At 38.9% G+C, this 26,221-nt stretch carries 22 protein-coding genes; 10 read left to right on the forward strand and 12 right to left on the reverse strand.

The annotated features are described in order from the left end of the window. Positions 1 to 24: 24 nt before the first annotated feature. The 4 genes from rpsJ to rpsL are packed head-to-tail and all read right to left on the reverse strand — an operon-like array spanning position 25 to position 3,347. On the reverse strand, positions 25 to 330 hold the full coding sequence (rpsJ, locus tag ACQQ5U_RS12895; RefSeq protein ID WP_014032013.1) for a 30S ribosomal protein S10: 306 nt from the start codon (positions 328 to 330) through the stop codon (positions 25 to 27). A gap of 11 nt (positions 331 to 341) precedes the next feature. Beyond that, entirely contained in the window at positions 342 to 2,468 is a 2,127-nt protein-coding gene (gene fusA, locus ACQQ5U_RS12900) for an elongation factor G (RefSeq protein WP_437398093.1), read from the reverse strand. Positions 2,469 to 2,476: 8 nt separating this feature from the next. Then, on the reverse strand, positions 2,477 to 2,953 hold the full coding sequence (gene rpsG, locus ACQQ5U_RS12905; RefSeq protein WP_014032015.1) for a 30S ribosomal protein S7: 477 nt from the start codon (positions 2,951 to 2,953) through the stop codon (positions 2,477 to 2,479). Between the two features lie 19 nt (positions 2,954 to 2,972). Continuing rightward, the gene (gene rpsL, locus ACQQ5U_RS12910) at positions 2,973 to 3,347 is read right to left on the reverse strand and encodes a 30S ribosomal protein S12 (protein ID WP_014032016.1); all 375 of its coding nucleotides are present in this window, start codon (positions 3,345 to 3,347) and stop codon (positions 2,973 to 2,975) included. A 528-nt stretch (positions 3,348 to 3,875) separates the two neighbouring features. Here rpsL and ACQQ5U_RS12915 point away from each other — a divergent pair. The 7 genes from ACQQ5U_RS12915 to rlmB all read left to right on the forward strand — a co-directional run bounded on the left by ACQQ5U_RS12915 (position 3,876) and on the right by rlmB (position 16,410). Continuing rightward, positions 3,876 to 7,100 (forward strand): SusC/RagA family TonB-linked outer membrane protein, encoded by a 3,225-nt coding sequence (locus ACQQ5U_RS12915; RefSeq protein ID WP_437398096.1) that lies wholly within the window; start codon positions 3,876 to 3,878, stop codon positions 7,098 to 7,100. A 24-nt stretch (positions 7,101 to 7,124) separates the two neighbouring features. Next, complete coding sequence (locus ACQQ5U_RS12920; RefSeq protein WP_437398098.1) at positions 7,125 to 8,771, forward strand: SusD/RagB family nutrient-binding outer membrane lipoprotein; 1,647 nt, start codon at positions 7,125 to 7,127, stop codon at positions 8,769 to 8,771. A gap of 17 nt (positions 8,772 to 8,788) precedes the next feature. Then, positions 8,789 to 9,730, forward strand: a complete 942-nt coding sequence (locus tag ACQQ5U_RS12925) for a hypothetical protein (RefSeq protein WP_437398100.1) — start codon at positions 8,789 to 8,791, stop codon at positions 9,728 to 9,730. Positions 9,731 to 10,014: 284 nt separating this feature from the next. Then, positions 10,015 to 11,364: an aryl-sulfate sulfotransferase gene (locus tag ACQQ5U_RS12930; protein WP_437398101.1), complete on the forward strand. Its 1,350-nt coding sequence runs from the start codon at positions 10,015 to 10,017 to the stop codon at positions 11,362 to 11,364. Positions 11,365 to 11,467: 103 nt separating this feature from the next. Next, the gene (locus ACQQ5U_RS12935; protein ID WP_437398103.1) at positions 11,468 to 14,803 is read left to right on the forward strand and encodes a VCBS repeat-containing protein; all 3,336 of its coding nucleotides are present in this window, start codon (positions 11,468 to 11,470) and stop codon (positions 14,801 to 14,803) included. 59 nt (positions 14,804 to 14,862) lie between these two features. Beyond that, a complete protein-coding gene (locus ACQQ5U_RS12940) occupies positions 14,863 to 15,603 on the forward strand; it encodes a hypothetical protein (protein ID WP_437398105.1) in 741 nt (246 codons plus the stop codon). A 66-nt stretch (positions 15,604 to 15,669) separates the two neighbouring features. Continuing rightward, complete coding sequence (gene rlmB / locus ACQQ5U_RS12945) at positions 15,670 to 16,410, forward strand: 23S rRNA (guanosine(2251)-2'-O)-methyltransferase RlmB (RefSeq protein ID WP_437398107.1); 741 nt, start codon at positions 15,670 to 15,672, stop codon at positions 16,408 to 16,410. A 3-nt stretch (positions 16,411 to 16,413) separates the two neighbouring features. Here the strand turns inward: rlmB and ACQQ5U_RS12950 are convergent, their stop codons facing one another. After that, the gene (locus tag ACQQ5U_RS12950; protein WP_437398109.1) at positions 16,414 to 17,136 is read right to left on the reverse strand and encodes a rhomboid family intramembrane serine protease; all 723 of its coding nucleotides are present in this window, start codon (positions 17,134 to 17,136) and stop codon (positions 16,414 to 16,416) included. 119 nt (positions 17,137 to 17,255) lie between these two features. Between ACQQ5U_RS12950 and ACQQ5U_RS12955 the strand changes: the two genes are divergently transcribed. Beyond that, positions 17,256 to 18,533 carry a replication-associated recombination protein A gene (locus ACQQ5U_RS12955; RefSeq protein WP_437398111.1) on the forward strand — a complete coding sequence of 426 codons (1,278 nt, stop codon included), beginning with the start codon at positions 17,256 to 17,258 and terminating at the stop codon, positions 18,531 to 18,533. Here the strand turns inward: ACQQ5U_RS12955 and ACQQ5U_RS12960 are convergent. From ACQQ5U_RS12960 to radC, 6 genes are read right to left on the reverse strand one after another with little or no spacing between them, the layout of a single operon-like run. Then, complete coding sequence (locus ACQQ5U_RS12960; RefSeq protein ID WP_437398113.1) at positions 18,530 to 19,378, reverse strand: hypothetical protein; 849 nt, start codon at positions 19,376 to 19,378, stop codon at positions 18,530 to 18,532. The two genes, ACQQ5U_RS12955 and ACQQ5U_RS12960, sit on opposite strands and share 4 nt — an antisense overlap. A gap of 13 nt (positions 19,379 to 19,391) precedes the next feature. Continuing rightward, positions 19,392 to 20,849, reverse strand: coding sequence for a DUF5723 family protein (locus tag ACQQ5U_RS12965; protein WP_437398115.1), 1,458 nt, complete (start codon positions 20,847 to 20,849; stop codon positions 19,392 to 19,394). Further along, entirely contained in the window at positions 20,849 to 21,397 is a 549-nt protein-coding gene (locus tag ACQQ5U_RS12970; protein WP_437398116.1) for a hypothetical protein, read from the reverse strand. Before ACQQ5U_RS12970 ends, ACQQ5U_RS12965 begins: the two co-directional genes overlap by 1 nt. Positions 21,398 to 21,454: 57 nt before the next feature. Beyond that, the gene (locus tag ACQQ5U_RS12975) at positions 21,455 to 22,144 is read right to left on the reverse strand and encodes a YjjG family noncanonical pyrimidine nucleotidase (protein ID WP_437398118.1); all 690 of its coding nucleotides are present in this window, start codon (positions 22,142 to 22,144) and stop codon (positions 21,455 to 21,457) included. After that, complete coding sequence (locus ACQQ5U_RS12980) at positions 22,137 to 23,432, reverse strand: polysaccharide deacetylase family protein (RefSeq protein ID WP_437398119.1); 1,296 nt, start codon at positions 23,430 to 23,432, stop codon at positions 22,137 to 22,139. The genes ACQQ5U_RS12975 and ACQQ5U_RS12980 overlap by 8 nt, the downstream gene beginning before the upstream one ends. 3 nt (positions 23,433 to 23,435) lie before the next feature. Further along, positions 23,436 to 24,134 (reverse strand): RadC family protein, encoded by a 699-nt coding sequence (gene radC, locus ACQQ5U_RS12985; RefSeq protein WP_437398121.1) that lies wholly within the window; start codon positions 24,132 to 24,134, stop codon positions 23,436 to 23,438. Between the two features lie 54 nt (positions 24,135 to 24,188). On the opposite strand from radC, the gene ACQQ5U_RS12990 reads away from it, so the two are divergent. Continuing rightward, positions 24,189 to 24,641: a DUF1569 domain-containing protein gene (locus tag ACQQ5U_RS12990; protein WP_437398123.1), complete on the forward strand. Its 453-nt coding sequence runs from the start codon at positions 24,189 to 24,191 to the stop codon at positions 24,639 to 24,641. A 277-nt stretch (positions 24,642 to 24,918) separates the two neighbouring features. Here ACQQ5U_RS12990 and ACQQ5U_RS12995 read toward each other — a convergent pair whose 3' ends face one another. Beyond that, positions 24,919 to 25,812, reverse strand: coding sequence for a Mur ligase domain-containing protein (locus tag ACQQ5U_RS12995; protein ID WP_437398125.1), 894 nt, complete (start codon positions 25,810 to 25,812; stop codon positions 24,919 to 24,921). A gap of 95 nt (positions 25,813 to 25,907) precedes the next feature. On the opposite strand from ACQQ5U_RS12995, the gene ACQQ5U_RS13000 reads away from it, so the two are divergent. Beyond that, a complete protein-coding gene (locus ACQQ5U_RS13000; RefSeq protein ID WP_437398126.1) occupies positions 25,908 to 26,219 on the forward strand; it encodes a cupin domain-containing protein in 312 nt (103 codons plus the stop codon). The last annotated feature ends 2 nt before the right edge of the window (positions 26,220 to 26,221 follow it).

Below are 26,221 nucleotides of genomic sequence, written 5' to 3' on the forward strand. Positions count from 1 at the left end.
CTCCCACCTAGGGCAGAAACACTATCAGACTTTGATCTCAACCTCAACACCACTTGGAAGCTCTAACTTCATAAGGGCATCAATGGTTTTTGACGAAGAGCTGTATATATCCAATAATCTCTTGTAAGAGCTCAATTGGAACTGCTCTCTAGACTTTTTGTTCACGTGAGGCGAACGCAAAACCGTAAATATTTTTTTGCGTGTTGGTAAAGGAATTGGTCCAGTTACCACAGCACCCGTTGTTTTTACTGTCTTTACGATCTTTTCAGCAGATTTGTCCACCAAATTGTGATCGTAAGATTTCAATTTTATTCTAATTTTTTGACTCATCTTGCTGAAAATTAAGCGGTTATTCCTTTTGCTGCCTTAATAACTTCCTCCGCAATATTGGAAGGAGTATCCGCATAGTGTGAAAATTCCATTGTGGATGTTGCCCGACCTGAAGACAAAGTCCTCAAGGAAGTAACATAACCAAACATCTCGGATAGTGGCACCTCAGCCTTGACAACCTTGGCCCCTGCTCTATCTGACATATTGCTCACCTGACCTCTTCTTCGGTTCAAGTCACCAACAATATCCCCCATGTTTTCTTCTGGAGTAAGAACCTCCAACTTCATGATCGGCTCCATGATTACTGCTTTTGCTTTCTTAGCTGCTTCCTTGTAACCCAATTTTGCAGCAAGCTCGAAAGAAAGTTGGTCGGAATCCACAGGGTGGAAAGAACCATCTTTAAGTGTAATTTTCATAGAATCCATTTCGAAACCGGCCAAAGGACCATTCTTCATAGCCTCTTTGAATCCTTTCTCAACAGATGGGACAAATTCTTTTGGAATATTACCACCTTTGATCACGTTTACAAACTCAAGACCTGATGTACCTTCTTCAGCAGGCTCCATAGTAAATACGATATCCGCAAACTTACCACGTCCACCAGTCTGTTTCTTATATGTTTCTCTATGATCAGCTGTTCCGGTAATAGCTTCCTTATACTCTACCTGAGGTTGACCTTGATTAACATCCACCTTAAACTCACGCTTAAGACGATCACAGATAATATCCAAGTGAAGTTCACCCATACCAGAAATAATGGTCTGACCAGATGCCTCATCTGTTTTTACCTGGAACGTTGGATCTTCTTCGGCCAATTTAGCCAAAGCCATACCCAATTTATCAACATCAGCTTTAGTTTTGGGTTCAACTGCGATACCGATAACGGGATCAGGGAAGTCCATACTCTCCAAAACGATCGGAGCCTTTTCATCAGACATTGTATCCCCTGTCTTGATATCTTTAAATCCTACAGCCGCACCAATATCCCCAGCTTCGATATAATCGATGGAATTTTGTTTATTGGAGTGCATTTGGTAGATACGTGAAATACGTTCTTTTTTACCTGAACGGTTATTCAAAATGTATGAACCTGCATCCAAACGACCGGAATATGCTCTAAAGAATGCCAAACGACCTACAAAAGGATCGGTAGCAATTTTAAAAGCAAGAGCCGCAAACGGTTCTTTTGGGTCTGGTTTTCTTGTGATAGCCTCTCCAGTATCAGGATGAGTACCTACAATATCATCTTTATCCAAAGGTGATGGCAAGTAACGACAAACCGCATCCAATAAGAATTGAACCCCTTTATTTTTAAAAGAAGAACCACAAATCATTGGAATGATGGCCCTGTCCATAACAGCAGCACGCAAAGCAGCATGCACTTCATCTTCCGTAATGGAATCTTCATCTTCGAAGAATTTTTCCATCAACTCCTCATCATATTCCGCAACAGCTTCGATCAAGGCAGCTCTGTATTCTCTAACCTCATCCTTCATTTCTTCAGGAATATCGACAACATCAAATGTTGAACCGAAGTTATCTTCGTGCCATACAACAGCTCTGTTCTTGGCCAAGTCAACAATCCCTCTAAAATCAGCCTCATCACCAATTGGCAATACAATCGGCACAGCATTGGAACCTAACATTTCACGGACCTGCTTACAAACAGCCAAGAAATTAGAACCTTGACGATCCATTTTGTTAACAAATCCAATTCTAGGTACTTTATAGTTATCGGCCAATCTCCAGTTGGTTTCGGATTGTGGCTCAACACCATCAACGGCACTGAACAAAAACACCAACCCATCCAATACACGAAGGGAACGGTTTACCTCAACCGTAAAGTCCACGTGTCCGGGAGTATCAATAATATTAAAGTGGTAATCTTTCGTATCAGGCAATGCTTGCGCATTCTCCATTGGAAACTTCCATGTACATGTAGTAGCAGCAGAGGTAATAGTGATACCACGCTCTTGCTCTTGCTCCATCCAGTCCATGGTTGCGGCACCATCGTGCACTTCACCAATTTTATGACTCACACCTGTATAGAAAAGAATACGTTCAGTAGTAGTTGTCTTTCCAGCATCAATATGAGCTGCAATACCTATATTCCTTGTATATTTTAAATCTCTTCCCATTATATTGACTAGAATCTAAAGTGTGAGAATGCTTTATTGGCCTCGGCCATTTTATGTGTATCTACTCTTTTCTTCACTGCCGCACCTTCTTCCTTTGCCGCCGCTAAAATCTCAGCCGCCAATTTTTGCGCCATGGATTTTTCATTACGCTTTCTTGAAAAGCTGATCAACCATTTCATGGCAGTGGAAATTTTTCTGTCCGGACGAATCTGCATAGGAATCTGGAATGTTGCACCCCCCACTCTTCTACTACGAACTTCTACGTGTGGCATTACATTGGAAAGAGCATCTTTCCACAATTCCAATCCTGTTTTTTCTTCGTCTGTATTTTTTTCGTCAACGATCTCAATCGCATCGTAGAAAATCTTAAATGCAACTGACTTCTTACCATCCCACATCATCATGTTAACGAAGCGTGTAACAAGTTGATCGTTAAATTTTGGATCCGGTAATAACGGTCTCTTTTTTGCCTGCTTTTTTCTCATCTCTTCTTCTTAAAAATGATTAATTTTTAGGACGCTTTGCACCATACTTAGATCGACGTTGCGTTCTTCCCGCAACACCTGCGGTATCCAATGCACCACGAACGATATGATATCGCACACCAGGCAAATCCTTTACTCTTCCGCCCCTAACCAATACTATCGAGTGCTCCTGGAGATTGTGACCTTCACCGGGGATATATGCGTTGACCTCTTTACCATTGGTCAACCTTACCCTTGCAACTTTACGCATTGCAGAGTTTGGTTTCTTTGGCGTAGTAGTGTAAACACGCGTACAAACCCCTCTTCTTTGAGGACACGAATCCAAAGCAGCCGATTTACTCTTCTTGGTAATCGTGGCCCTTCCTTTTCGTACTAATTGTGAAATTGTTGGCATTAAATTTCTTTTAAAAACTAAATAACCCTCTTTTTGAGGGCTGCAAATGTAATGATAATTCCTAATAATTCAAATCCAAGGCAATTAAATTTAGAGCTAAACCAAAAAAAGTTTGAATGTCCACCAAAAATCCAACACTCCACCCAAGAAAAGATCTCAATAATCCAAAGACGCAATACAAAAGAAACAACTAAAACCTATTATATATTAAGGTATAAATTTCCAATGTGAAAAATTTATAGCCCCTTAACATTTCTTTACCATAATGTATGAAGCAAAAAAAAACAGTTGGTGAAAATAGAAAATGAGATTGAAAAACACCCTCCCATACCGAAAACAGGGCAATAAGAAAAATTATTTGCATTAAGAACAATTCTAACCCCTTCAAATTATATACTTCATAATGAATTTTAATGATTTTGCGGTTACTTCATTTAAAAGGTCATTCTTAAAGATTTTATAAAATTAGTTTGGATTATTAACATGAAATTATGATTTTAGCAATCAGCTAATTCAAATAATTTAACAATGAGAACAAAACTTAATGGATTGTTAACGCTATTATTGGCGTTTGTTGTGCATATATCCTATGCGCAAGACAAGACGATTACAGGTACAGTTACGGATGCCGATGGCCTCCCACTGCCTGGAGTCAATATTGTCGTTGAAGGGACCACGACTGGTACCCAAACAGATTTTGATGGAAATTACGCCATCAGTGCAAGTGAAGGGCAAACATTGCTTTTTACCTATATTGGGCAAAGACCCTCGACAAAAGTTGTCGGCGCTAGCAGCGTAATCAATGTTCAAATGGAGGCAGATACCCAAGCCCTTGAAGAGGTAGTTGTTACCGCTCAAGGTATTAAGCGTGAAAAGAAAGCGCTCGGGTATGCTACAAGTTCAGTGGGACAGGAAGCGTTGGAATCTAGAGCTGAAGGAGATGTTGCGCGTGTTCTATCTGGTAAAGCGGCAGGTGTTAACATTACCTCTGGTGGCGGTATGTCCGGTTCGGCTACCAGTGTCACAATTAGGGGGTTAAGTTCCTTTAGTGGGAGTAACCAGGCCTTATTCATAGTAGATGGGGTTCCTTTTAGTAATGACACCAATAGTGGTGGTGATTTCCTTTCCGGAAACACTGGATCATCTCGTTTTCTGGATATCGACCCTAATAATATTGCGAACATAGAGGTGCTAAAAGGTTTGGCTGCAACAACCCTTTATGGTACATTGGGTAAGAACGGTGTTATCCTTATTACAACCAAAGCTGCTGCCAATACAGGCGGTGTCAAGAAGAATGAAATTTCGGTGAACACTTCTTTTTTCACCAATGAGTATGCTTCACTTCCTGACTATCAAGATTCATACGGAGGTGGTTTTGACCAAGCCTTCGGTTGGTTTTTTAGTAACTGGGGGCCAAGTTTTGACAAAGGAGGAACTGCTGGATGGGGTGCCCAGTCTGCCATTGATGACAATGGAACTTTGGAACACCCATACTCTACAACTTCGATTCAATCGACAAGAGACGCGTTCCCAGAGTTGCAAGGCGCTCGTTACGCATGGAGACCTTATGATTCTGTAGAAGACTTTTTCTCTCCAGGATACGTAACCAATACATCGGTTAACTTTTCAGGTGGTTCCCAAGACGGCAACACTACTTTTAATGCAAACCTTGGCCATTTGAACGATGTTGGGTTTACCCCCGGCAACCAACTAAGACGTCTTAATTTTTCTGTTGGTGGTCGCTCCAAACTATCTAACAAGTTTACCGTCTCAGGTACAATGAACTATTCAAGAACGGATTATGACACCCCACCAATTTCAGCAAGTAGGGGGAACGGTGGTATTAGTTCCAACTCTGTATACGGAGCAGTGCTTTTTACGCCTAGAAACGTTGACCTGATGGGATTACCTTTTGAAAATCCTGTTACTGGTGGTAGTGTTTATTATAGAAACGGTAATGATATTATAAACCCTAGATGGGTAACCAAACATATCAAGTTCAACCAGTTGACGAATAGGTTCTACTTCAACACTTCATTGTCATATGATATTAATGAGAACCTTGGAGTAACATGGAGAACTGGTTTAGACTTTTACAATGAGAGGAACACCCAATTTTCTGATAGGGGTGGTGTAGAATTCAACTCCGATATCTTTGGCTTCTTAAATACGTTTGACAACAACAACACAATTTGGGATCATACTTTAAGCTTTAATGGAAATTATGATATTTCCGATAAAATTGGCATGACATTTAACGTAGGTACCAATGCAAGGTCTGATGAATATGACAGACAAGGTGTTGCGAGTACTGGACAAATTGTTTTTGGCGTACGAAGACACTTCAATTACGAAAATCAATTGCCTATTCAATTCTCAAGAAAAAGAAATATCGTAGGTATCTTTGGAGATGTAAGTTTTGATTATGATAATTTCTTGTTCTTAAACCTAAGTAGCCGTACGGATTGGGTTTCCAACTTGATTAAGGATAACAGAAGCTTAACTTATCCTGGGGCAAGTTTATCATTTCTTCCAACAGCGGCCTTTACTGGTTTGCAATCACAAGGAGGACTTAATTACTTGAAATTGAGAGGTAGTTATGGTACCTCTGCAAATTTCCCTACCGATTATCCAACGAGAAGTGGAGTTGATCAATTTACCCAACAATCAGGTGGTGCATTTGGTCCTGTTACCTTAAACAACATTAGTGGCTTTAAGGCCAATCCTGATTTAAAACCAGAATTATTGAAGGAATTTGAAGTAGGTTTCGAAAGTAAGTTCTTTAACAACCGAGTGTCGTTGGATGTAACTTATTACGATAGAAGAACGGACGACTTGATTGTGAGCGAGCCTCTTTCACCATCTACCGGATTTTCTTTGACTCAAAGTAACATTGGACAAATCAGCAACAAAGGATATGAAGCTGATTTGGGAGTTGACTTGTTCAGAAATCCTGAAGGTTTCAGCTGGAGGTCCAGTGTTAATTTCTTTACCAATAAAGAAGTTGTCGAAGAGCAGGAGCAGGACATTATTATCTATGCAGGTAGTACCGCCTTGTTCGTTGGTGGTAATGCCGCTATAAAAGGTGAATCATTAGGTAGTATCGTAGGTACGGCATTCGCAAGAAACGAGAATGGCGATTTATTGACCAATGCAGCCGGTAACTATGTAATTACCGAGTCTGATCTAGATGGGAAGACGCCAATCATTGGAGATGCAATTCCAGATTACACGATGAACTTCATCAACTCCTTGTCATATAAAAACTTGACCCTAGGTTTTCAAATAAACCATATTAAAGGTGGAGACATTATGTCCAGTACCATTGCAACGCTATTGGGTAGAGGTTTGATTACGGAAACCGAAAACCGTTTGGATACCTATATTTTACCAGGTGTTAACCAAACAACAGGGGAGCCAAATGATGTGCAATTGAATAATTCAACATATTATTTCAGCAACTTATTGTTCGGTCCGGCCGAGGCGAAAATTTATGACGCTTCTGTAATAAGACTGCAAGAAGTGTCTTTAGGTTATTCAATACCTAAAAAATTCTTGGAAAAAACACCTTTCGGAAGTCTTTCATTCACACTACAAGGTTTTAACCTTTGGTATGATGCTTACAATACACCCAAAGGTGCGAACTTTGATCCAAACGTAGCAGGTATTGGTGTTGGGAACGGAAGAGGATTTGACTTCTTGAATGGTCCAAGTACCAGAAGATATGGTTTGAGTGTAAAGATGACCTTTTAAAAATTGCTAATAACAAGATATATTATGAAAAAAATAATTAAATATATGCTGATGGTTGTCATAACAGGTAGTTTTCTCAACTCCTGTGACACCACAGATCTAGATTTAAGAGATAACCCGAATATACTGACTTCGGGGGACCCAAACCTATTGCTGAACAACATTCAGCTAGGGTACAGAAACAATGTGGCCACATTCAACAATCTTGGTGGGCAATTGACCAGAATTCAACTTATGGGTGGAAGGGATTATTTTAATAACTTCCAGGGACCTACAACGAACAATGTATGGGGACAAACCTATACCAATATATTCACCAACCTTCAGGAAATCGAAAGAATCAACGAAAATTCTGATATTGACTATAGCTTTCATGTTGCTTTGGGGAAAATTGCCCAAGCCCATAGTCTGATTATTTTGGTTGATTTGATGGGTGAGGCTGCATATTCTGAAGCTGTAAATCCAGCAGAGTTTCCGGCACCTCTTTTAGATGATGGAGCGTCTGTTTATGCAGCGGCTTTGAGCATATTGGACGAAGCCAAAAGTTTAATGAATTCATCCTCTGGAACACAAGGAGCAACTGATTTTTATTACAACGGTGATACTTCTAAATGGATCAAGGTAATCAACACTATCAAGTTGAAAGCCTACAAGCAAACTGGTGATACTGCAGCATTCAATGCTATTATTGCGAATGAAACTTACATCAGTAGCACGGAAGATGACCTTCAGTTCGATTATGGAACCAATGAATTGCAGCCAGATACGCGTCATCCAGATTACGCTAACGATTATACACCAAGTGGTGCCAACTTATACAGGTCCAACTGGTTGATGAACAATATGCTGCAAAAAGATGACCCTAGACTTCGTTATTATTTCTATCGTCAATCTGATGGCACACCAGGTGCACTGGATATCAATGGAGACCCTGTTGATCCCAACGAAGAGGAATTGGCGTGTTCATTGGTTATCCCACCTCAACACTATATAGACGGAGGTTATGTTTATTGTAGTGTCGATAATGGTTACTGGGGTCGTTCTCACGGAAACGATGAGGGTACTCCTCCAGATGGTTTTCAAAGAACCGCTTCAGGTGTATATCCTGCAGGAGGTCGCTTTGACGATAATAGTTTCGATGTAGTCGGTCTAGGTCTTGGAGGAGGCGGAGCAGGTATCGAACCAATGCTTCTAGCTTCGTGGGTAGATTTTTGGCAAGCGGAAATGGCTACAAATGATACTGACAAGGCCACATTTATGGAGGCAGGAATGAAGAAGTCAATAGCAAAAGTACAAACCTTCGCTGCATTGGATGCAAGCGCCGATAAATCCTTTGAGCCAACGGAAACCGAAGTGGCGGATTATATTGCCGGTATTGTGGCCGATTTCAATGCTGCAACAGGAGATGACAAGGAAAATATCTTTGCAGAGCAATATTGGATAGCCCTTTATGGTGGTGGTGGAGAATCCTATAACTACTATAGAAAAACAGGATTCCCAACTACACTTGCTCCTAACTGGGAACCAGATCCGGGACCATTCCCACGAACATTCTTATATCCACAGAATGAAGTGATAACAAATCCGAATTTGACGCAAAAAACATCGCTAACAAATCAGGTATTTTGGGATACCAATCCTGCTAGTCCAGCGTTTCCACCGGCGAATTAATTAATAAAAAACTTAAAATGATGAAAATAAATTATAAAGTTTTTGCAGCTCTTCTCTTTACTTCGCTGATGTTTTATTCATGCGACGATGGAGATGCTGTAGTAGATGATGTAGTAGCGAACACCGAGCGTGGGGCTATTTTAAGAACATTACAAATCAATTCCGACGAATTACCGATTGGAGATGACACGGGAGTGTTCGCTGTAGATTTGGAAGTACAAAGTCAAGAAAATGGTACTTTGGTAAGCGCAGTAGACGTATATGTAAGCTTTTTGGATGCAGATCCCAGCAACGGACCAGGTGATGTTGCTGAATCATTGCTGACTTCCATACCTTCTTCCGATTTTGGTACAGGAGATAGAGGTTTACCTACAATTTCTTTCTCTGCTACACTTGGTGACTTGTTGGGTGCAACAGGTGTTTCTGCAAGTGAAATTGATGGTAGCGACCAATTTAGAATCCGTTTTGAAATAGTAATGGTAGATGGTCGCACATTCTCCTTTGCTCAGAATTCAGGTACGTTGACAGGTTCCTATTTTTCTTCACCTTTCCTTTACACTGCCACGGTGGTTTGCCCACCAAAAGCGCCAACTCCCGGTGAATGGACCATCAACATGACCGATTCGTACGGTGATGGATGGCAAACCGACGACGATAACGGAGGTTCTGGTATTACAGTTACCCTAGACGATGGTACTGTATTGGAAGTAGGGCTTTGTTCGCCTTATACTAGCGCAGAAGGAACTTTCCTTGGAAGTGGAGACTGTACTCCAAATGATGGCTTTAGTGGAACTGGAACAATTACTATACCAGTGGGTACACAAAGTGCAGAATGGTATTTCCCAGGAGACAATTATGGTGAAATCGGTTTTGAAATCGTTACTCCAAACGGAAATGTAGTTGGTGGATACACAGGTGTAGAAGCTGGACCTATTACAATAGATTTTTGTAAAGATTAATGTAATTTCATTGATCTTTGACGGATATTTAATAAAAGCCACCTCCTCAAAGAGGTGGCTTTTTAATTAAAATTCCACAACACGGTTTACTTAATACAGTAGATTACATATAATTATATTAAAACTATAACAAGGTAAAACTGTCCCAAAAACATAATATCGTTTTTAAGCCCTAACTCCTCTGATTGAGTAAAATCAGGGCAATCAATAAGAACTATCACTTATTTACGCGGGCCATTAGTAATAGACAAAGTTTAATTTCTCATTTTTTTGATTAAAAAAATATGAACATCGACACTAAACTCATTTTTAAAAAATTCATCATACTCTTTTTACTAATTCCAAATTTGTTTTCGTGTTCACAGGATGACAATACTTTGGAACCAGAGGAAACAATTCAAATTGAGGAAGTAAAAGATGAAGAACCAATAGAGGACAATAGCTTTACGCCCATTGGGATCATTGAGGTATTTGATGAAACCAAAATTGATGACAATTACATTTTGGTAAATGATGCTAAGGCCAATCGCGTATATCTTATGAACAAGGAAGCTAAATTAATCCATGAATGGAGCCTATCCAACAATATTGGGAACGATGTGGTTTTATTACCAAACGGAAAATTATTGGCTGCTTTAGAATCCGATGATCCAAAAATGCCTTGGGGAGGAAAAGGCGGTAGAATACAATTTGTAGAACCCGATGGAACTATCTCATGGGATTATATCCTATCCACGGAGTATAGGGAACTACACCACGATATAGAAATATTACCGAATGGCAATATAATTGCCCTTGTATGGAATAAAATAAACCCGGAAGATGCACTAAATGAAGGTTTCATGTTAGATGAAGCCATATATCCGGAATCGGTAATAGAAATAAATCCAGATACCGACGAAATTGTCTGGGAATGGAATTCAATGGACCACTTAATCCAGGATTATGATGACACTAAGAATAATTATGGAACAGTTTCAGAAAACCCACAATTAATAGACCTCAACTACACCCCTCAAGACGACTCGTTACCTCCCGTCAGCGGAGACATTATGCATGCAAACGCCATAGCTTATGACGAAGTCAACGATATTATTGTCATTAGCGTAAACTCATATTCTGAGGTGTGGTTCATTGATCATAGCACTACTACGGAAGAAGCCGCAACACATGCGGGGGGCAATTACGGTAAAGGTGGCGACTTAATATACCGCTTTGGCAATCCAAAAACCTACAAAAACCCTGAAGGGGATCGCTTGTTTCACAATAACCATTTTCCAAATTTGCTTAAAGGAGAAAATCAGGGGAAACTACTTATTTTTTCCAATGGTAATGATATTAAACAATCAACTGTATATGAACTGGAATTGCCTACTACTTTTGATTTGAAACCGAATTTTAATAATGAGCCATCGATTACTTGGAGCTTTACAGATCCCAATTTATATTCCGGTAAAGTTTCTGGAGCAGTTATCTTGGAAAACGGTAATATTCTAATAACAGAGGGCGACTTCGGATTTTGGGAAGTAACAAGAGAAAAAGAGGTTATCTGGAAATTCCATGCTGAAGGATTTTTTTGGAGAGGTTATCATTATTTAAAAGATGCTCCGGAGATTAATTTGTTAGGGTTATAAATGTTCATTAAATTCTCTGCATCTTAAATTGATCCAAATGTCCGATTCAATATCATTTCATAAATTTTCAAAAAGGTGGTTCAGCTTTCAAAAAACTAAGAAGATGAAAAAAATATTCTTTACGATAGTCCTTTTAATAGTATCCTGCAATTCCAAAGAAACCACTGATAAGTCCTCTAAAAATGGAGAAATTGTAGGAAACATAGAAACCAATCCTGTTTTTGAAAAAGTAAAGAGCGAGGTAAGCCATCTACAATTTGCCAACACCATAACAGAAAATCTCGAAACCATGGAAAACCTATTTAGTTTCGACTATTTCTATAATGGTGCCGGTGTTGGTGTGGAAGACTTGAACAATGATGGCTTATTGGATGTATTTTTTTGTGGAAACCAAGTTGATAACAAACTGTACTTGAACAAAGGCAATCTAGTGTTTGAGGACATAACACTAACGTCGGGCATCAATACCGGAAAACAATGGTCCAACGGAGTTACCTTTGTCGATATAAACAACGACGGCTATAAAGATATCTACATTTCACAAGGTGGTCCCAATCAGCGGGAAAATCGGAAAAACCTTCTATTTATAAACAACCAAGACCTCACTTTTACCGAAAAAGCTGAAGAGTACGGTATAGCAGATATGGGCTTATCAACGCAATCGGCTTTTTTGGATTATGACAACGATGGAGATTTGGACTGTGTAGTGATGAACGAAAATGAGATATATGGCGTAGACCCCATAAACTTCTATAAAATGATAGGGAAAAGCAATGAGGTTGATTATTTCAACAGCTCCCACATTTATAAAAATGAAGATGGTAAATATGTGGATGTTACGGAAACCGCTGGATTACAAACTCCAATTTTTGGACTTGGATTATGCATCAGCGATATTAATAAAGATGGCTTTTTGGATATTTACATGGCCAGTGATTACTATATTCCCGACGCCTTGTATATTAACAATGGTAATGGCACCTTTACCGATAGGATCAAGGAATACACCCACCAAATTCCACATTATGGGATGGGTGTCGATATTGCCGATATAAATTCTGATTTGATGGATGATATTTTCGTTCTGGACATGTCATCAAGTGACCATGTGAGATCCAAGACCTTAATGGCATCCATGAATACAGCAAGGTTTGATTACCTCACCGTTACGGCCGGATTTCATTATCAATACATGTACAATAGTCTACAGCTCAACCTGGGACATAATAAATTCAACAATATTGCCCAACTCACCCATACGGCCAATACAGACTGGAGTTGGTCCGTCCTCATGTCCGATTTTGATAATGACGAGGACAACGACATCTACATTACCAATGGCTACAGGAGATATGGCAAGGATAACGACCTACAGAACAAAATTTATACGGCCAAACAAAAATTTGGCAAAAATGTGCCGTTGGAAGTTAAGCGACAGCTATATGAATCCATGCCATCTGAAAAATTACAGAACATGCTTTTTCAAAATGAAGGAGCTCTGGAGTTTTCGGAAAAAGCTGCTAACTGGGGATTGGGTGATTTTACCTTTAGTAATGGAGCTGTCCAAGGAGATTTGGACAACGATGGGGATTTGGACCTCATTGTGAACAATATGGACGAAAATACCTTTCTATACAAAAACATGACGGTCGAAAAAAACGCGGGAAACTATCTAAAAATCAAGACCAAGGGCGAAACGTCCGAACCCTACTGTACGGTTAAAATAACCTATGGCGATAAATCTCAACAAGTTGAACAAAAAAGGGTTCGCGGCTACATGTCGGCCCAGGATACGGACATTCATTTTGGAGTTGGGAACAATAGTAAAATAGATACGGTCATCATTAACTGGCTCAATGGAAAAAGTCAAGAATTCTATAATGTAAATGCCAATACTACATTGGTTGCGGACATACAAAATGCTGAACAATCCACTAAGAAGTCAAAAAAGGTCAATCCGTATTTCAAGGAGATAAATCCCTCCAAGCTGGGTCTGGACTATATCCACAAGGAAAACAATTTTGATGATTTTGCCACTGAGATCTTATTACCTTATAAACAATCTACTTTTGGTCCATTTGTCTCCAAAGGTGATGTCAACAGCGATGGTAAGGAAGACCTATATATTGGCGGGGGCACAAATCAGCCAGGGAGCATATTTCTTCAAACGGAAAACAACTTTAAAAAAATAGTTCCAAAAGCATTTATCGATGATGCTTATTTTGAAGATATGGAATCTGTCCTCTTCGATTTCGACGGCGACGAAGACCTTGATCTTTATGTTGTAAGTGGAGGAAATCAATATGATGATAATTCATCGTACTACCAGGACCGAATTTATCTTAATGATGGCAAAGGTAATTTTATAAAACACGATGAAGCGGCTTTACAATCTTTCTCAAAAAATGGAAAAGCAGTAAGTGTTATAGATTATGATAAAGATGGAGATTTGGATATTTTGGTGGGCAATAGGTCCATACCACAGAAATATCCTCAACATAGTCCTTCCACAATCTATGAGAACAAAGGTGGTGTATTGGAAAACGTCACCCAAAAGATTGCGCCAGAACTAGAAAGTTTTGGGATAATAAACAGTATTTTGACCACCGATTTTGATAATGATGGTTGGAATGATTTTATTGCAGTTGGAGAATGGACATCCATAGGCTTTTTCAAGAATCATGGGGGCACCTTTAAACTGGTTCAAGATGTTGATGCCTTTAATGAAAAAGGGTGGTGGTTTTCAGTGGAAGAAACTGATATAAACAACGATGGTCTTAAAGATTATGTGGTCGGGAATGTTGGTCTTAACCTAAAATTCAAGGCCAGTGATAAAAAACCTTTTAAAATTTACTCCAATGACTTTGACAACAATGGTATAAATGATGTGGTCCTCAGTAAACAGTACAAAGGTGAATATGTTCCGGTAAGAGGAAGGGAATGTACTTCCCAACAAATGCCATTCATAAAAGATAAATTTAAAAGTTATTCTTCTTTTGCCAATGCCACCCTTGTTGATATTTACGGTGAAAAACTTGAAACCTCATATGAAAAGGAGACTACACAGTTTCAATCGTTGATTTTGGTCAACAAAGGCAATGGAAAATACGAATCAAAACCCTTACCTATTCTATCACAACAATTTCCGATCATGAACATTGCTTTTTATGATGTAAACGATGATGGCTACGAAGACTGTATTGTCGCCGGCAACATCTTTGATACGGAAGTCGAAACGCCAAGGTTGGATGCTGTTTCAGGTGTAGTCTTGTTATCAAACAAAAAGGATGGCTATAAGGCCATGGATTACAAAAAATCGGGGATCTATCTCGAAAAAGACACAAAAGACATCATAATGGTGAACTTTGACAATCATCCTTTGTTAATCTCAACAAATAATGACAACAACCTGATATCCTATGAATTGACATCCAATTAACTCCAAAAAAATCTTTTTATTAATCATTAATTATTACATTTAAACACAAAACAAAAACTATGAAAAAAATACTTTTTATCTTATCACTCACATCGGCAACTATCTGCTTTGGACAATATGCCGGAAGTGCCTCTTCCAATATGTCGGCGGGGGGTGGTACTGGAGCCCAAGGTGCAATTTATGATCTAATGGGGCCCATTAGTGAGCGGAACAAGAAGACTGAAGACAAATATGTCAACTTTCAGGGATCTCCCTATATCTCAGAAACTTTTTTACCTGCAACCATCTTTTATGGTGATGAAAATGTGGGAAATATTTATTATAGATATAATGCGCTGAACGAAGAAATTGAAATCAAAAGATATAATAACGATGATTTACCTGTTCAGGGGCTTTCCAGAGATAAAAAAATCAGCATCCTTTCAAACGGAAAGAGAATGAGCTTTAAAACTTTTACCACTTCCAATAACAATACTGTAAATGGTTATCTTACCACGATTATTGATGGTAAAACCTATGACCTTTACAAAAGAAATTATGTGAAATTTACAGAGGGTAAGCCAGCGGCTAATTCTTTTGTAAAAGCAGTACCCAACAGATTCACCCCATTTACAGAATACTATTTCCAAAAAAAAGGGGTTAATAGAATGGACGAAATAAAATTAAAAAACAAGCATTTACTCAAGCTTTTGGATAAAGATACCGAAGCCAAACTAAAAGCTTATTTAAAGACAAACGACCTTAACATCAAAAATGAGGCCGACCTTTTAAAAGCTTTCAACTTTTTGAATAACCAATAAATTAAAATAACCTAACTACGGTATAAAAAGCCCATCATATGATGGGCTTTTTTTTAACTTTACCACATGAAAGACTCACAACTGATCTACGGAGTACGTGCAGTATTAGAAGCCATTAATGCCGACCAGCCCATCAACAAGATATTTGTCCAAAAAGGCCTTAAAGGCGAGCTATACAAGGAATTGGAGTCATCCGTTCGCAAAAGTGGTATCGGCCTATCCTATGTTCCCATCGAAAAATTGAACCGTCTTACACGAAACAACAACCATCAAGGTGTGGTGGCACAGATATCGCCAGTTGAATTTCAACAGTTCGAAACGTTGGTGGAACAAGTTCTTGCCAAAGAAGAACTTCCTTTGTTCCTATTGCTCGATGGGGTTTCCGATGTTCGAAATTTTGGCGCTATCATCCGAACAGCCGAATGTTCGGGCGTACACGGAATTATCGTTCCCAAAAACGGTGCCGCCCCCATAACGGACGATACCGTAAAAACTTCCGCTGGAGCAGCTTTTAATGTACCTATTGCCAAGGTGGACCATTTAAAAGATGCTATCTTCTATCTTCAATCCTCGGGTATTGTCATAACTGGAGCTACTGAAAAGGCGGAAAACGATATTTACCAAGTGGATTTTAAGCAACCTACTGCAATTATAATGGGCTCCGAAGAAAAGGGCATCTCCCCTTCTACCCTTAGCAGTATAGATCACCAAGCAAAACTGCCGCTAATGGGGAAAATCGGTTCTTTGAATGTTTCCGTGGCCTGTGGTGTGTTTCTTTATGAAGTGGTGCGGCAAAGAACCACATAGAAATCAATCTCTATCGGATTCCTTATAGTGGTATTTAATTTCGATTTTTTCCTCGGCTTCTCCCGTTGTGGTTTCGATAAATTTACCATGCTCATCAAAATGTTTTAGAAAAGGGTCATCCTCCTCGTTGAAGTCGTCTCGTTCCCAGTCGTATTTTCGAACTTCTGGAACACGAACCCTGGTCACAAATGCCAGTATCAGTCCAATAATAAATCCGGACAAATGGCCTTCCCAAGAAATTCCATCCTTTACGGGAAAGATATACCATATCATGCTCCCGTAAATAAAAACAACAATCAACGATAGGGCCACCAAACGATAATTTTTAGCCAAGATTCCTTTGAAGAAAATAAAACTGGCCAGTAAATAAATCACACCGCTAGCACCAATATGGTATGATGGACGTGCAATGGCCCATGTGAGCAAACCAGAAGCAAGCGTACCAAACAATAGTACCCTCAACGCCACACTTTGATAGAAATAAAACAAGAATGCCGTCAATACTGCCAAAGGAATGGTGTTGTTGTACAAATGTGCTATGGAACCATGAATAAACGGACTGAACAACACTCCTTTCAACCCAAATAATCTTCGAGGGTACACGCCATAGTCATTAAGGTTGATGCCAAATTGAACCTCAACCCAAAAAACAATCCAAATGGCTAGTACAGCCACCAATGGTGCCAATACTACCACATTAGAAAATTTAAATGAATCCTTACTCATGTGTTCATAAAATCAAACATCCCGCCACAATCCTAAATTTATACAAATTGTCAGGTTATCTACAAAATCCTTTCACTAACTAGAACAATAGACCATCAAATTTATTTTATTTTTACTCTATGAACGAACCCTTGGCAGAACGCATACGTCCAAAAACCTTAGAGGATTATATTAGTCAGCAACATTTGGTGGGAAAGCAAGGTGCATTGACCAATCAAATTAAAAATGGTGTAATCCCTTCCTTGATTTTCTGGGGACCGCCCGGAACGGGAAAAACTACATTGGCCAATATAATTGCTTCAGAAAGCCAAAGACCGTTTTATACCTTAAGTGCTATAAGCAGTGGAGTAAAAGATATTCGTGAGGTGATCGACAAGGCTAAACAAAGTGGAGGGCTGTTCACTTCCAAAAATCCGATTCTTTTTATTGATGAGATTCATCGATTTAGTAAATCACAGCAAGATTCACTACTCGGTGCCGTAGAAAAAGGCTGGGTAACACTTATTGGCGCAACCACTGAAAACCCAAGTTTTGAAGTAATTCCAGCACTTTTATCCAGGTGCCAAGTATATACTTTGAACTCATTTGGCAAAGATGACCTAATAGCACTCTTGGAAAGAGCCATTAAAACGGATTCCAACCTTTCCAAAAAACAAATTGACCTCAAAGAAACGGAAGCACTATTACGTTTATCCGGAGGAGATGGGCGAAAATTGCTTAATATTTTTGAATTAATTATCAATTCAGAGGCCAGCGACAAAATTGCCATAACGAATGATTTGGTACTGAACAAGGTTCAGAAAAACACAGTGTTGTACGACAAAACTGGAGAACAGCACTACGATATCATTTCTGCTTTTATAAAAAGTATTCGAGGGAGCGACCCCAATGCCGCCGTGTATTGGTTGGCCCGTATGATCGAAGGTGGTGAGGATGTAAAGTTCATTGCGCGGAGAATGATCATATTGGCATCCGAAGATATTGGAAATGCCAACCCAACGGCATTGGTACTTGCCAATACTACATTCCAATCGGTCACTACCATTGGATATCCCGAAGCAAGAATAATTTTGAGCCAATGCGCAACCTATTTGGCTAGTTCACCTAAGAGCAATGCCAGCTACATGGCCATTAACGAAGCTCAACAGAAAGTACGTCAAACGGGGGATTTATCCGTACCAATTCCCCTAAGAAATGCTCCCACCAAACTGATGAAGGATTTAGGGTATGGCCAAGGGTATGCGTACGCACATGATTACGAAAACAATTTTGTAAATCTTGAATTTTTACCGGATGAAATTTCGGGCACCACTTTTTACAGACCCGGAAATAATCCAAGGGAAAATTCCATGAAGGACTTTTTGAAGAAAAGATGGAACAACAAATATGATTTTTAAAACTTGATGTTCAGCTCTTTCTGAACTTTTTTACCATTCTCTGAATATTCCAACACCCATTTCCCGTCTTGAAGGAAAACTACACCATTATTACCCTGAAAATCGGTCATAAAAACATTCTCTATGGAAGTTTCAACAAGTTTAAGCACAATTTTTGGAGTGCTATCCACAAGTTGATAACCTCTTTCAATAGGCTGAGCATATAAAGTACTTGAAGGAACCGGTTCCATTTTTTCTTCACCAACGGCTTTCACAATATTGGTAGGTTTTGGCTCCACACTTTTATACACTTGTTCTTCTTGAGTAGCTTTTTGTTCCAAAACATGTTCTTTGGGCTTTTCTTCCACCGATTTCACATCATCTTTAAAGCTTACAGTAACTGGACCAGCGTTTTCCGTTACCTCATTTTGTTGTTTGGGCTCATACTTATATATCATTCCAGAAAAGGAAACAAACGCGTTTTGAATGGCCTGTTTATATGATTCATCGTATTCCTTAATCTTGCTTGTTCCCTCGATAGACCTAAATACTTCAATATTATTACAGTCCTTTAGTGTAATACTGACTTTTGTGGTAAACATAGAGGAATCGTCGATAATGTCTGTCAAAAGCCCCAAACATCTATCGGCAGCTAAATCTACAGGAAGAGCATCATCGTAAACCACGGTAAATCCGTTTTCTGTAAAATAGTATTTCACCAAAGTACTGGTCTGATACTGGTTTTGAGATTTGAACGCATCAAATTTCTTGGGAACAATAATGTATTTATAATTGTTCAGCTGTGCGTTGACAGCACCACTTAATCCCATTGCAAAAAGCAATATGTATACAACTTTAGATTTCATATAGTAATAGTACTCAATTATTGTTCCAAGATATAATATTAAATCCGAACTGTAAAGAAGCGTAATGACTGTCCGCAATATTTGAGTAACTTAAAAGGTTATCCGCTAGAACATAAAAATTAACAGGTCCCAATTGAAGATTTGCCCCCAAACCCATATTTGTAAATGAATATTTATCTATCGTATATGTAGTTTTCAAAGAAAAGGTTCTACCAAACCTTCTTTGATAAAACCCGGTCAATGCTGCTTGAATCCCAAGAGGTCTTTTCATCATAAACAATTGACCTCCTACGCTGTTTCTGTAATCACCTTGATTTCTACCTCCACCTCCGTTTACAGCACATCCACAATTTTCTGCCAACGGACTCTCCCCTTCTCCAAAATCGTACCTGATTGAACCATAAACCTTAACAGGTCTCCATGAAATATAGCTGGATTCGTTCTCACCATGCGGTAAGGCCTCATCTATTTGATCTATCAACTCTTGCCACAAATCGTTGTTCACATTATCTATATCCTCTGGAAGGAACACTGAAATACCATCAGTGGTTGTATTTCCCTTAATAGTATAGTTCCAAATATCTTTGGAGTTGTTAATAAAACCAACATCCAAAATACTCCCAGTTATCGTGGTTTGCGGATTTAGACTGTAGCTAAACCCAAAATCAACACCAAACCCAAGATTTCCACCCAATAGGACTCTTTTCGAGAATAAGCTTGCCAAATCCTTTTGTGTGGTATTGCTATCTTCTTCCAAAATATCATAAATCTCCCTTACCCCTGCCGTTTGTAGTTGCATATCTGTATTAATAGAGCTCTCGTAAACATTATCTTGACCTTGTCTTGTAGTAAAAGAACCTGAATTATTTATAGATTGGAATTGAAAAACACTGGAATAGATTTTGGCCCGTGCACCCAAAGTAAGTGCTGTACTCATCTTTCTATTGATACCAAAATGAAAAACATTGACCATTTCACCACGAAAGTTTAAATCACCAAGATCAAAACTTCGGCCTATATTATTGCCGCCATTACCCTCAAAGGCTAAAATGGCCAAATCCTTTGGCCAATAAGAGATGATATCTGTTTCCCCATACACTCCAAAGGAATAATAATCATCAGTTCTGTTTTTACCTCTAAAACCCACAGTAATCCCTTCTATCTGGCTTGTGGAACTGAAATCGTCCTTATTCCTCATTACATCCAACAACCTTTCCTGAACTTTTGTGGTAAAATCAACACCATCGTTAGCAAAGAGATCGTTCACTGTAACCCCGCTTGTTGCACCTTGAGCAAATAACCCGGACATAAAGGGAATACCCGTATGCCATTTTTGGGATGTCTTAACCCCTGGATTTGTCATCAAAGATTGGGAAATTTCGTAAAAATCATATAGGAGTTCTTTGTTTTGGGCAAAGGCATTCACACCACAAAACAAGATGACCCAAATAAATTTTGAAACTATTCTCATTAATGTTCAAATAAAAATTCTGCCCCAGACCGAAGTATGATTTTTGGGTCTTCGGCAGACGAAACACTTGTAGCATCACTCAAATTAATTGCTGTAACCCTTAGGCTCGAGATGTTAGCCAGTATATCGATGCTCGTTCCACCAGGTCCGTAAAACACCTCTTTAATAAAAACACCCGAAGGATCGGGACCTATACTAAAAGACTCCCTGTCAATTACCTGACCTGCTTCATCCAAAAACTCAATAGTTATTTGAAGTTGCTTGCTCGTGGTATTTTCTATTTCATAAGTGATTGTTCCCTCCAAAAGGTGTTCAGCCACGTATTCTTCGTTGAAGGCATCAAAATTCACCTCTTGAGAATAGAAAGTATTTAGGGCTCCTGCTGAATTTATGGTCTCCTCATCGGATTCAAAATAAAAAAGACCAGTTGCCAGTGTAGGCGTTATCCGTAAGTCGTCTATCTGACTGAAATCTTGTTCTTCAGCACAGGATATGGTTAAAAATAGAAAGCCCACTGACAAGAGGGCGAAGTAGAATAATCTTTTCATAGCAAAAAACATTTTCTAGTGTCGAGAGGGTGATGCAAAACCGCTCTTTATATAACTCTATAAAATGTTTTTTATTTCAATAAGATCGTTAATCATTGTACATACACCATGCTCGGAATCGTTATGGAAATTGTAATGCAAAACTTGCATTCCCATAGCCTTTGCTCCCAAAATATCCGCTTCTAAATTATCTCCTATCATCAATGAGTTTTGAGCATCAACCGCGGCCATATCCAGAGCCAATTCAAAAATATAAGGATCCGGTTTCTTTACCCCCGCCATTTCAGAATTGATGATTTTTTGAAAATAATGATCTATACTGCTACCTCTCAGTTTTTTTTCTTGAACTTCCTGAAAACCATTGGTAATGATATGAAGTTTGTATTTTGGAAAGAGATATTCCAAAGTTTGAACAGTATTGGGCAACAAATGTGTGAAGGAAGACAAATGAGCTATATAATCGTGCGCCAAGACATCAATCACATCATCTGAAACCTCTACTTCAAGTACATCAAAAGTTTGCTTCAAACGCTGATATCGCAAGTCAGACTTACTAATTCGATTCTCTCGGTACAATGCCCACATTTGGAAATTTATGGGCGCATACACTTCTAAAAACCTATCAAGATCAACTTTTACTTTATTATCCACCAAAATTTTAGCAAAAGTAAGGGCCGAATTTTTCTCAAAGTCCCAAAGGGTGTGGTCCAAATCAAAAAAAATATCGGTCACTTTATAATCAAACATAGTAGCGCTTTAAAATAGATTGATAGAGCTCCATCCAATCCAACTGTTGCTTGCCCCCCAAGAGCTCGTTGGAAAAAACCAAAATAAAATCGCCTTTTACCTGTTTCACTGTACGATATACTCTATCCATTTTCTCAAAGACCTCGTCTTTTTTCTTATACTTGACCAAGGCATAATCGTGCATAGTAAAGGGATGTATTTTTATGGGTTGCCTTACCTCAGTATTGATATCATAAAAATAAAATGGCGTACATGTACCTGCCCTAAATCCAATTTCGTGAGTGTATCCCATGGAAAAATCATCGGTAAACTCAGTCTCCACTAAATTTCTATATGTTGCGGGAACATTTACCTTGTTATAACGGAGTCTTGCATAGTTTATGGGCCTGTTGATGAGATTTCCCAACTGCTTTTTTTCTTCCCGCAGCACAGTTTTATCCAAAGAGGATACAAACGAAGTACTTAAGGAGACTACACTGTAATCAGCAACGGATTTAATTAAATTACGGAACTTATTATTATTTGTTGATACGTTCTTATCGTGAGCCGAATGCTTGGCGAATTGAAAAAAGAACATTGTCTTAATCGGAAATTTTTTATGGATATCAACAAGTTCAAAGAAATTATCGTAAGGGTCTTTTTTTAACCTCAACAACACCGAAAAACGCTCCCAAACGTTTCTGAACTTAAAATTTCCCAAATCCAGCAAAAAACCACCTATTGTTCTTGCAAAACCACGCATGGCGTATGCATGTGAAGTGGTTACGTTAATAATCGAGGTAAAATGATAACTCTTTTCTTTGGTCTCCAAGTCAGGAAAACGTTCTTTAAGGGCATCTAAAAATTTGTAAGCCCAAAGATCTACTACCGGCAGTTCCAAAAAGTTGTTTTGATAGGCAATACTTTCCTTGACCGGAAATCTGCCAACACTATCCTTTACATGCGGTAGATATTCTTCATACCGACTCAAAAGAAAAAAGCTGGCCGAAAAAATATCGAAAGGAATAGTACTCTTCTCCCCAGAAGAGAAAAAACAGGGAACACCATCCCAATCCGATACCTTGATTTCCAAATCATTGATACCTTGCTCGAACAACAAGTCGTTGCTTCGTACAAAAAATTCGTTTTGCAAGGGCTGCTTAGAGTAGGTCATCTTTGGCCCATTATGCTTAATAAAATCCTCAACCTTGGTGGTAAAAGACATCTCAACGCCTAAGATTTTTTCAAAAACCTGCTTGGCAGTATAAGTTAATCGGTTGGTTACCTTATGGGTAAAAATCAACAACATGGGCTATAGTATTCCTTTATCCGCAAAACTCAAATATTCATGTTGGGACAAAATCAAATGGTCCAAAACCTTTATATCCAAAGCTTCCGAAGCCACTTTTAATTTCTGTGTTATCTGTTTATCTGCAGTACTTGGTTGTAATGTCCCGGATGGGTGATTGTGAGCAAGAATAATTCCAACAGCACCCAATTCCAAAGCTTGTTTCAATACCAACCTAACATCCACTAAAGTACCTGTAATACCTCCTTTGCTTAACTGTGCCTTATGGACAACCTTATTGGAATTGTTCAAATAAACAATCCAAAACTCCTCATGTGGCAACTCCCCTATTAAAGGGTGAAGCAACTCAAAAACATCGTGACTGCTTTTTATTTTGGTGATTTTTGAGGTATCCTCCATCCTTCTTCGCCTACCTACCTCCAATGCAGCTGCAATGGTTACTGCTTTGGCCTCCCCAATTCCTTTGAACCGCATCAAATGGTTTACGGACAATTTGCCCAATTCATTCAAATTGTGGTTTACAGAGGCCAATATCCGTTTGGAAAGTTCCACGGCGCTCTCATCCCTACTTCCTGAACCGATTAAAATGGCAATCAGCTCGGCATCGGACAGTACAAAACTGCCTTTTTGCACCAGTTTTTCCCTTGGCCTATCATCATCGGCCCAGTTTTTAATGGAAAAGGAAGCTAGCTTTTCTTGCATGGGCTAAAGATAGGAGAATAATTTTATGTATTTTTCATGATAAATCATTTCAAAATGAAATCCCTTTTCAACACTGAGGCCCATGAAGAAATTTTATCTCGCATCGACAAACTTTCTGATTCCTCAGAAGGTCAATGGGGGAAAATGAAGGTAGGCCAAATGCTTCACCATTGTCAATATCCCATAAAAATTTCTTTAGGAAGATACAATCCCAACAATAAGCCCAACTTAATGTTGAAGTTGATGGGCAAACTGTTCAAAAAAAGCCTTTACAACGATAAGCCCTGGCGGCAAAATTTACCCACGGCCAAAGCATTGAAAGTGGTTGAGGACAAAAATTTTGTTGACGAGAAAGAGGTCTTGATTGATTTGATCAATGATTTTCATCAAGAAAAGAATAAGCAGCATTGGGACCCTCACCCAATATTCGGCTCATTTACCCACGAACAATGGGGGCAAATGCAATACAAGCATTTGGATCATCATTTAAGGCAATTTAATGTATAATTCTGTTTAGAGTTAAGATTAGAGTTGGTCGTCTTCATTCTGAACCTCTTTTAGTTCAACTTTTTTTCTCGAATCATTTATCATTCTATCCTCCTGTAAAAAAACGTTGGAGATTCCCAACATGAACGCAAGAAATGAAACAGACACTAATCGTTTAAGGAAGAAAAAGTAAAAATGGAAGTGCCTTTTCATACAGATTATCAGACAACTATCGTTCCCAAAATAAGCTACTGACAAAATTACATTTGGTCACCTAGTTATCTTTAAAGTTGAACTGCTATTGATAAGTGGCCATGGCCTCATAGAACTCAACCTCATCAACACCCATTTGCTGGCATATCCACTTGGCGCCTGCCATATTTCTTAAACTTGTGGCTCCTGAAATTTCCAAAGGCATTTCACCATCGGGTGTATCCAAGAACACTTCTCCATTATCTTCCTGATATTCTGGAGTGACATAAGGGAACTTTCTAATCGGATTTTCGGATGATTCCACGAGTTTTTTCACTTCTGCGTCCTCATCGTTATAGGTAATACTACCTCCCTTTACAATACTATCCACAAAAACACCGTATTGCTCAGTATAGCTTTCAATAGTTGAATAATTTCCATTGTCAGTAAACTCAACATCACTCAACAAAGCTATGTTTGGTTGATATAATTGAAACTGCGGAGTGGTATCTATCATAGATGAAGGATTGTCTCCTCCCTCAATAACGATAAAATCATTTTCCTCAGTCAGTTGGACTCCGTTTGGAGTTTCCAATGCATAATCAACCTCAACATCATTGTATTCCAAAACATGTAAAATCATTGAAGCAACCATGGCCCTGTTCTGACTACCTGAGACTACAACCCTAGTTTTATATTGGGTTTGTTGGTACAGAAATTCTGGAAAGGAAAAGATGCTTAAACCAAGTTCTTCGGCCTTTATCAACTCTGGATTATCTTTTTTTACTTTTGACCCTACTACCACGGCATCCAATTGCGCATGGATCTTGTTGGAAGACCACCCTTTGCCATCGGATAACAATCCCTGTTGCTCCATCATTGTTTTGAGTGATTCATCAAATACATCATCACTACCGGTAACAGTTTCCCCTTTTTTATGTAGAGCGGCAGCCAAATTATACAGATTGACTTCACCTAGACCTATAAAATGTACCTGCATCAGTTCAATTTAAAGTTCAAAAATAGCCAAAGCCGTTACCATTCCAAACCCAAAACTTTATATTAATTTCTATCTTGGTGCTAAATTTGAGAACAATGAACCTATCAGAAATCGAATCAAAGGAAATAATGCCGGGTTACCATGGAAAATTGGTTCATGGCGAACGTATGAGCTGGGTGTTTTGGGATGTGGACCAAGATGCCCAAGTACCGGAACATCAACACGACCATGAACAGATCATGCATGTAGTGGAGGGCACTTTTGAATTTACTCTAGATGGTAAAAAAGGCATCTACAAACCAGGAGATGTTTTAATAATCCCATCCAATGCTCCACATAGTGGCAAGGCCTTGACCCCTTGTAAGTTGATGGATATTTTTAGTCCCACAAGAGACGAATACCGATAGCT

It is taken from the genome of Flagellimonas lutimaris (genome assembly GCF_051494225.1).
GTDB lineage: Bacteria > Bacteroidota > Bacteroidia > Flavobacteriales > Flavobacteriaceae > Flagellimonas > Flagellimonas lutimaris_A.

Excerpts from the sequence above, each read along its gene's own strand:
- rpsJ (WP_014032013.1), bottom strand. The coding sequence starts at position 330 with ATGAGTCAAAAAATTAGAATAAAATTGAAATCTTACGATCACAATTTG.
- fusA (WP_437398093.1), bottom strand. The coding sequence starts at position 2,468 with ATGGGAAGAGATTTAAAATATACAAGGAATATAGGTATTGCAGCTCAT.
- rpsG (WP_014032015.1), bottom strand. The coding sequence starts at position 2,953 with ATGAGAAAAAAGCAGGCAAAAAAGAGACCGTTATTACCGGATCCAAAA.
- rpsL (WP_014032016.1), bottom strand. The coding sequence starts at position 3,347 with ATGCCAACAATTTCACAATTAGTACGAAAAGGAAGGGCCACGATTACC.
- ACQQ5U_RS12915 (WP_437398096.1), top strand. The coding sequence starts at position 3,876 with ATGAGAACAAAACTTAATGGATTGTTAACGCTATTATTGGCGTTTGTT.
- ACQQ5U_RS12920 (WP_437398098.1), top strand. The coding sequence starts at position 7,125 with ATGAAAAAAATAATTAAATATATGCTGATGGTTGTCATAACAGGTAGT.
- ACQQ5U_RS12925 (WP_437398100.1), top strand. The coding sequence starts at position 8,789 with ATGATGAAAATAAATTATAAAGTTTTTGCAGCTCTTCTCTTTACTTCG.
- ACQQ5U_RS12930 (WP_437398101.1), top strand. The coding sequence starts at position 10,015 with ATGAACATCGACACTAAACTCATTTTTAAAAAATTCATCATACTCTTT.
- ACQQ5U_RS12935 (WP_437398103.1), top strand. The coding sequence starts at position 11,468 with ATGAAAAAAATATTCTTTACGATAGTCCTTTTAATAGTATCCTGCAAT.
- ACQQ5U_RS12940 (WP_437398105.1), top strand. The coding sequence starts at position 14,863 with ATGAAAAAAATACTTTTTATCTTATCACTCACATCGGCAACTATCTGC.
- rlmB (WP_437398107.1), top strand. The coding sequence starts at position 15,670 with ATGAAAGACTCACAACTGATCTACGGAGTACGTGCAGTATTAGAAGCC.
- ACQQ5U_RS12950 (WP_437398109.1), bottom strand. The coding sequence starts at position 17,136 with ATGAGTAAGGATTCATTTAAATTTTCTAATGTGGTAGTATTGGCACCA.
- ACQQ5U_RS12955 (WP_437398111.1), top strand. The coding sequence starts at position 17,256 with ATGAACGAACCCTTGGCAGAACGCATACGTCCAAAAACCTTAGAGGAT.
- ACQQ5U_RS12960 (WP_437398113.1), bottom strand. The coding sequence starts at position 19,378 with ATGAAATCTAAAGTTGTATACATATTGCTTTTTGCAATGGGATTAAGT.
- ACQQ5U_RS12965 (WP_437398115.1), bottom strand. The coding sequence starts at position 20,849 with ATGAGAATAGTTTCAAAATTTATTTGGGTCATCTTGTTTTGTGGTGTG.
- ACQQ5U_RS12970 (WP_437398116.1), bottom strand. The coding sequence starts at position 21,397 with ATGAAAAGATTATTCTACTTCGCCCTCTTGTCAGTGGGCTTTCTATTT.
- ACQQ5U_RS12975 (WP_437398118.1), bottom strand. The coding sequence starts at position 22,144 with ATGTTTGATTATAAAGTGACCGATATTTTTTTTGATTTGGACCACACC.
- ACQQ5U_RS12980 (WP_437398119.1), bottom strand. The coding sequence starts at position 23,432 with ATGTTGTTGATTTTTACCCATAAGGTAACCAACCGATTAACTTATACT.
- radC (WP_437398121.1), bottom strand. The coding sequence starts at position 24,134 with ATGCAAGAAAAGCTAGCTTCCTTTTCCATTAAAAACTGGGCCGATGAT.
- ACQQ5U_RS12990 (WP_437398123.1), top strand. The coding sequence starts at position 24,189 with ATGAAATCCCTTTTCAACACTGAGGCCCATGAAGAAATTTTATCTCGC.
- ACQQ5U_RS12995 (WP_437398125.1), bottom strand. The coding sequence starts at position 25,812 with ATGCAGGTACATTTTATAGGTCTAGGTGAAGTCAATCTGTATAATTTG.
- ACQQ5U_RS13000 (WP_437398126.1), top strand. The coding sequence starts at position 25,908 with ATGAACCTATCAGAAATCGAATCAAAGGAAATAATGCCGGGTTACCAT.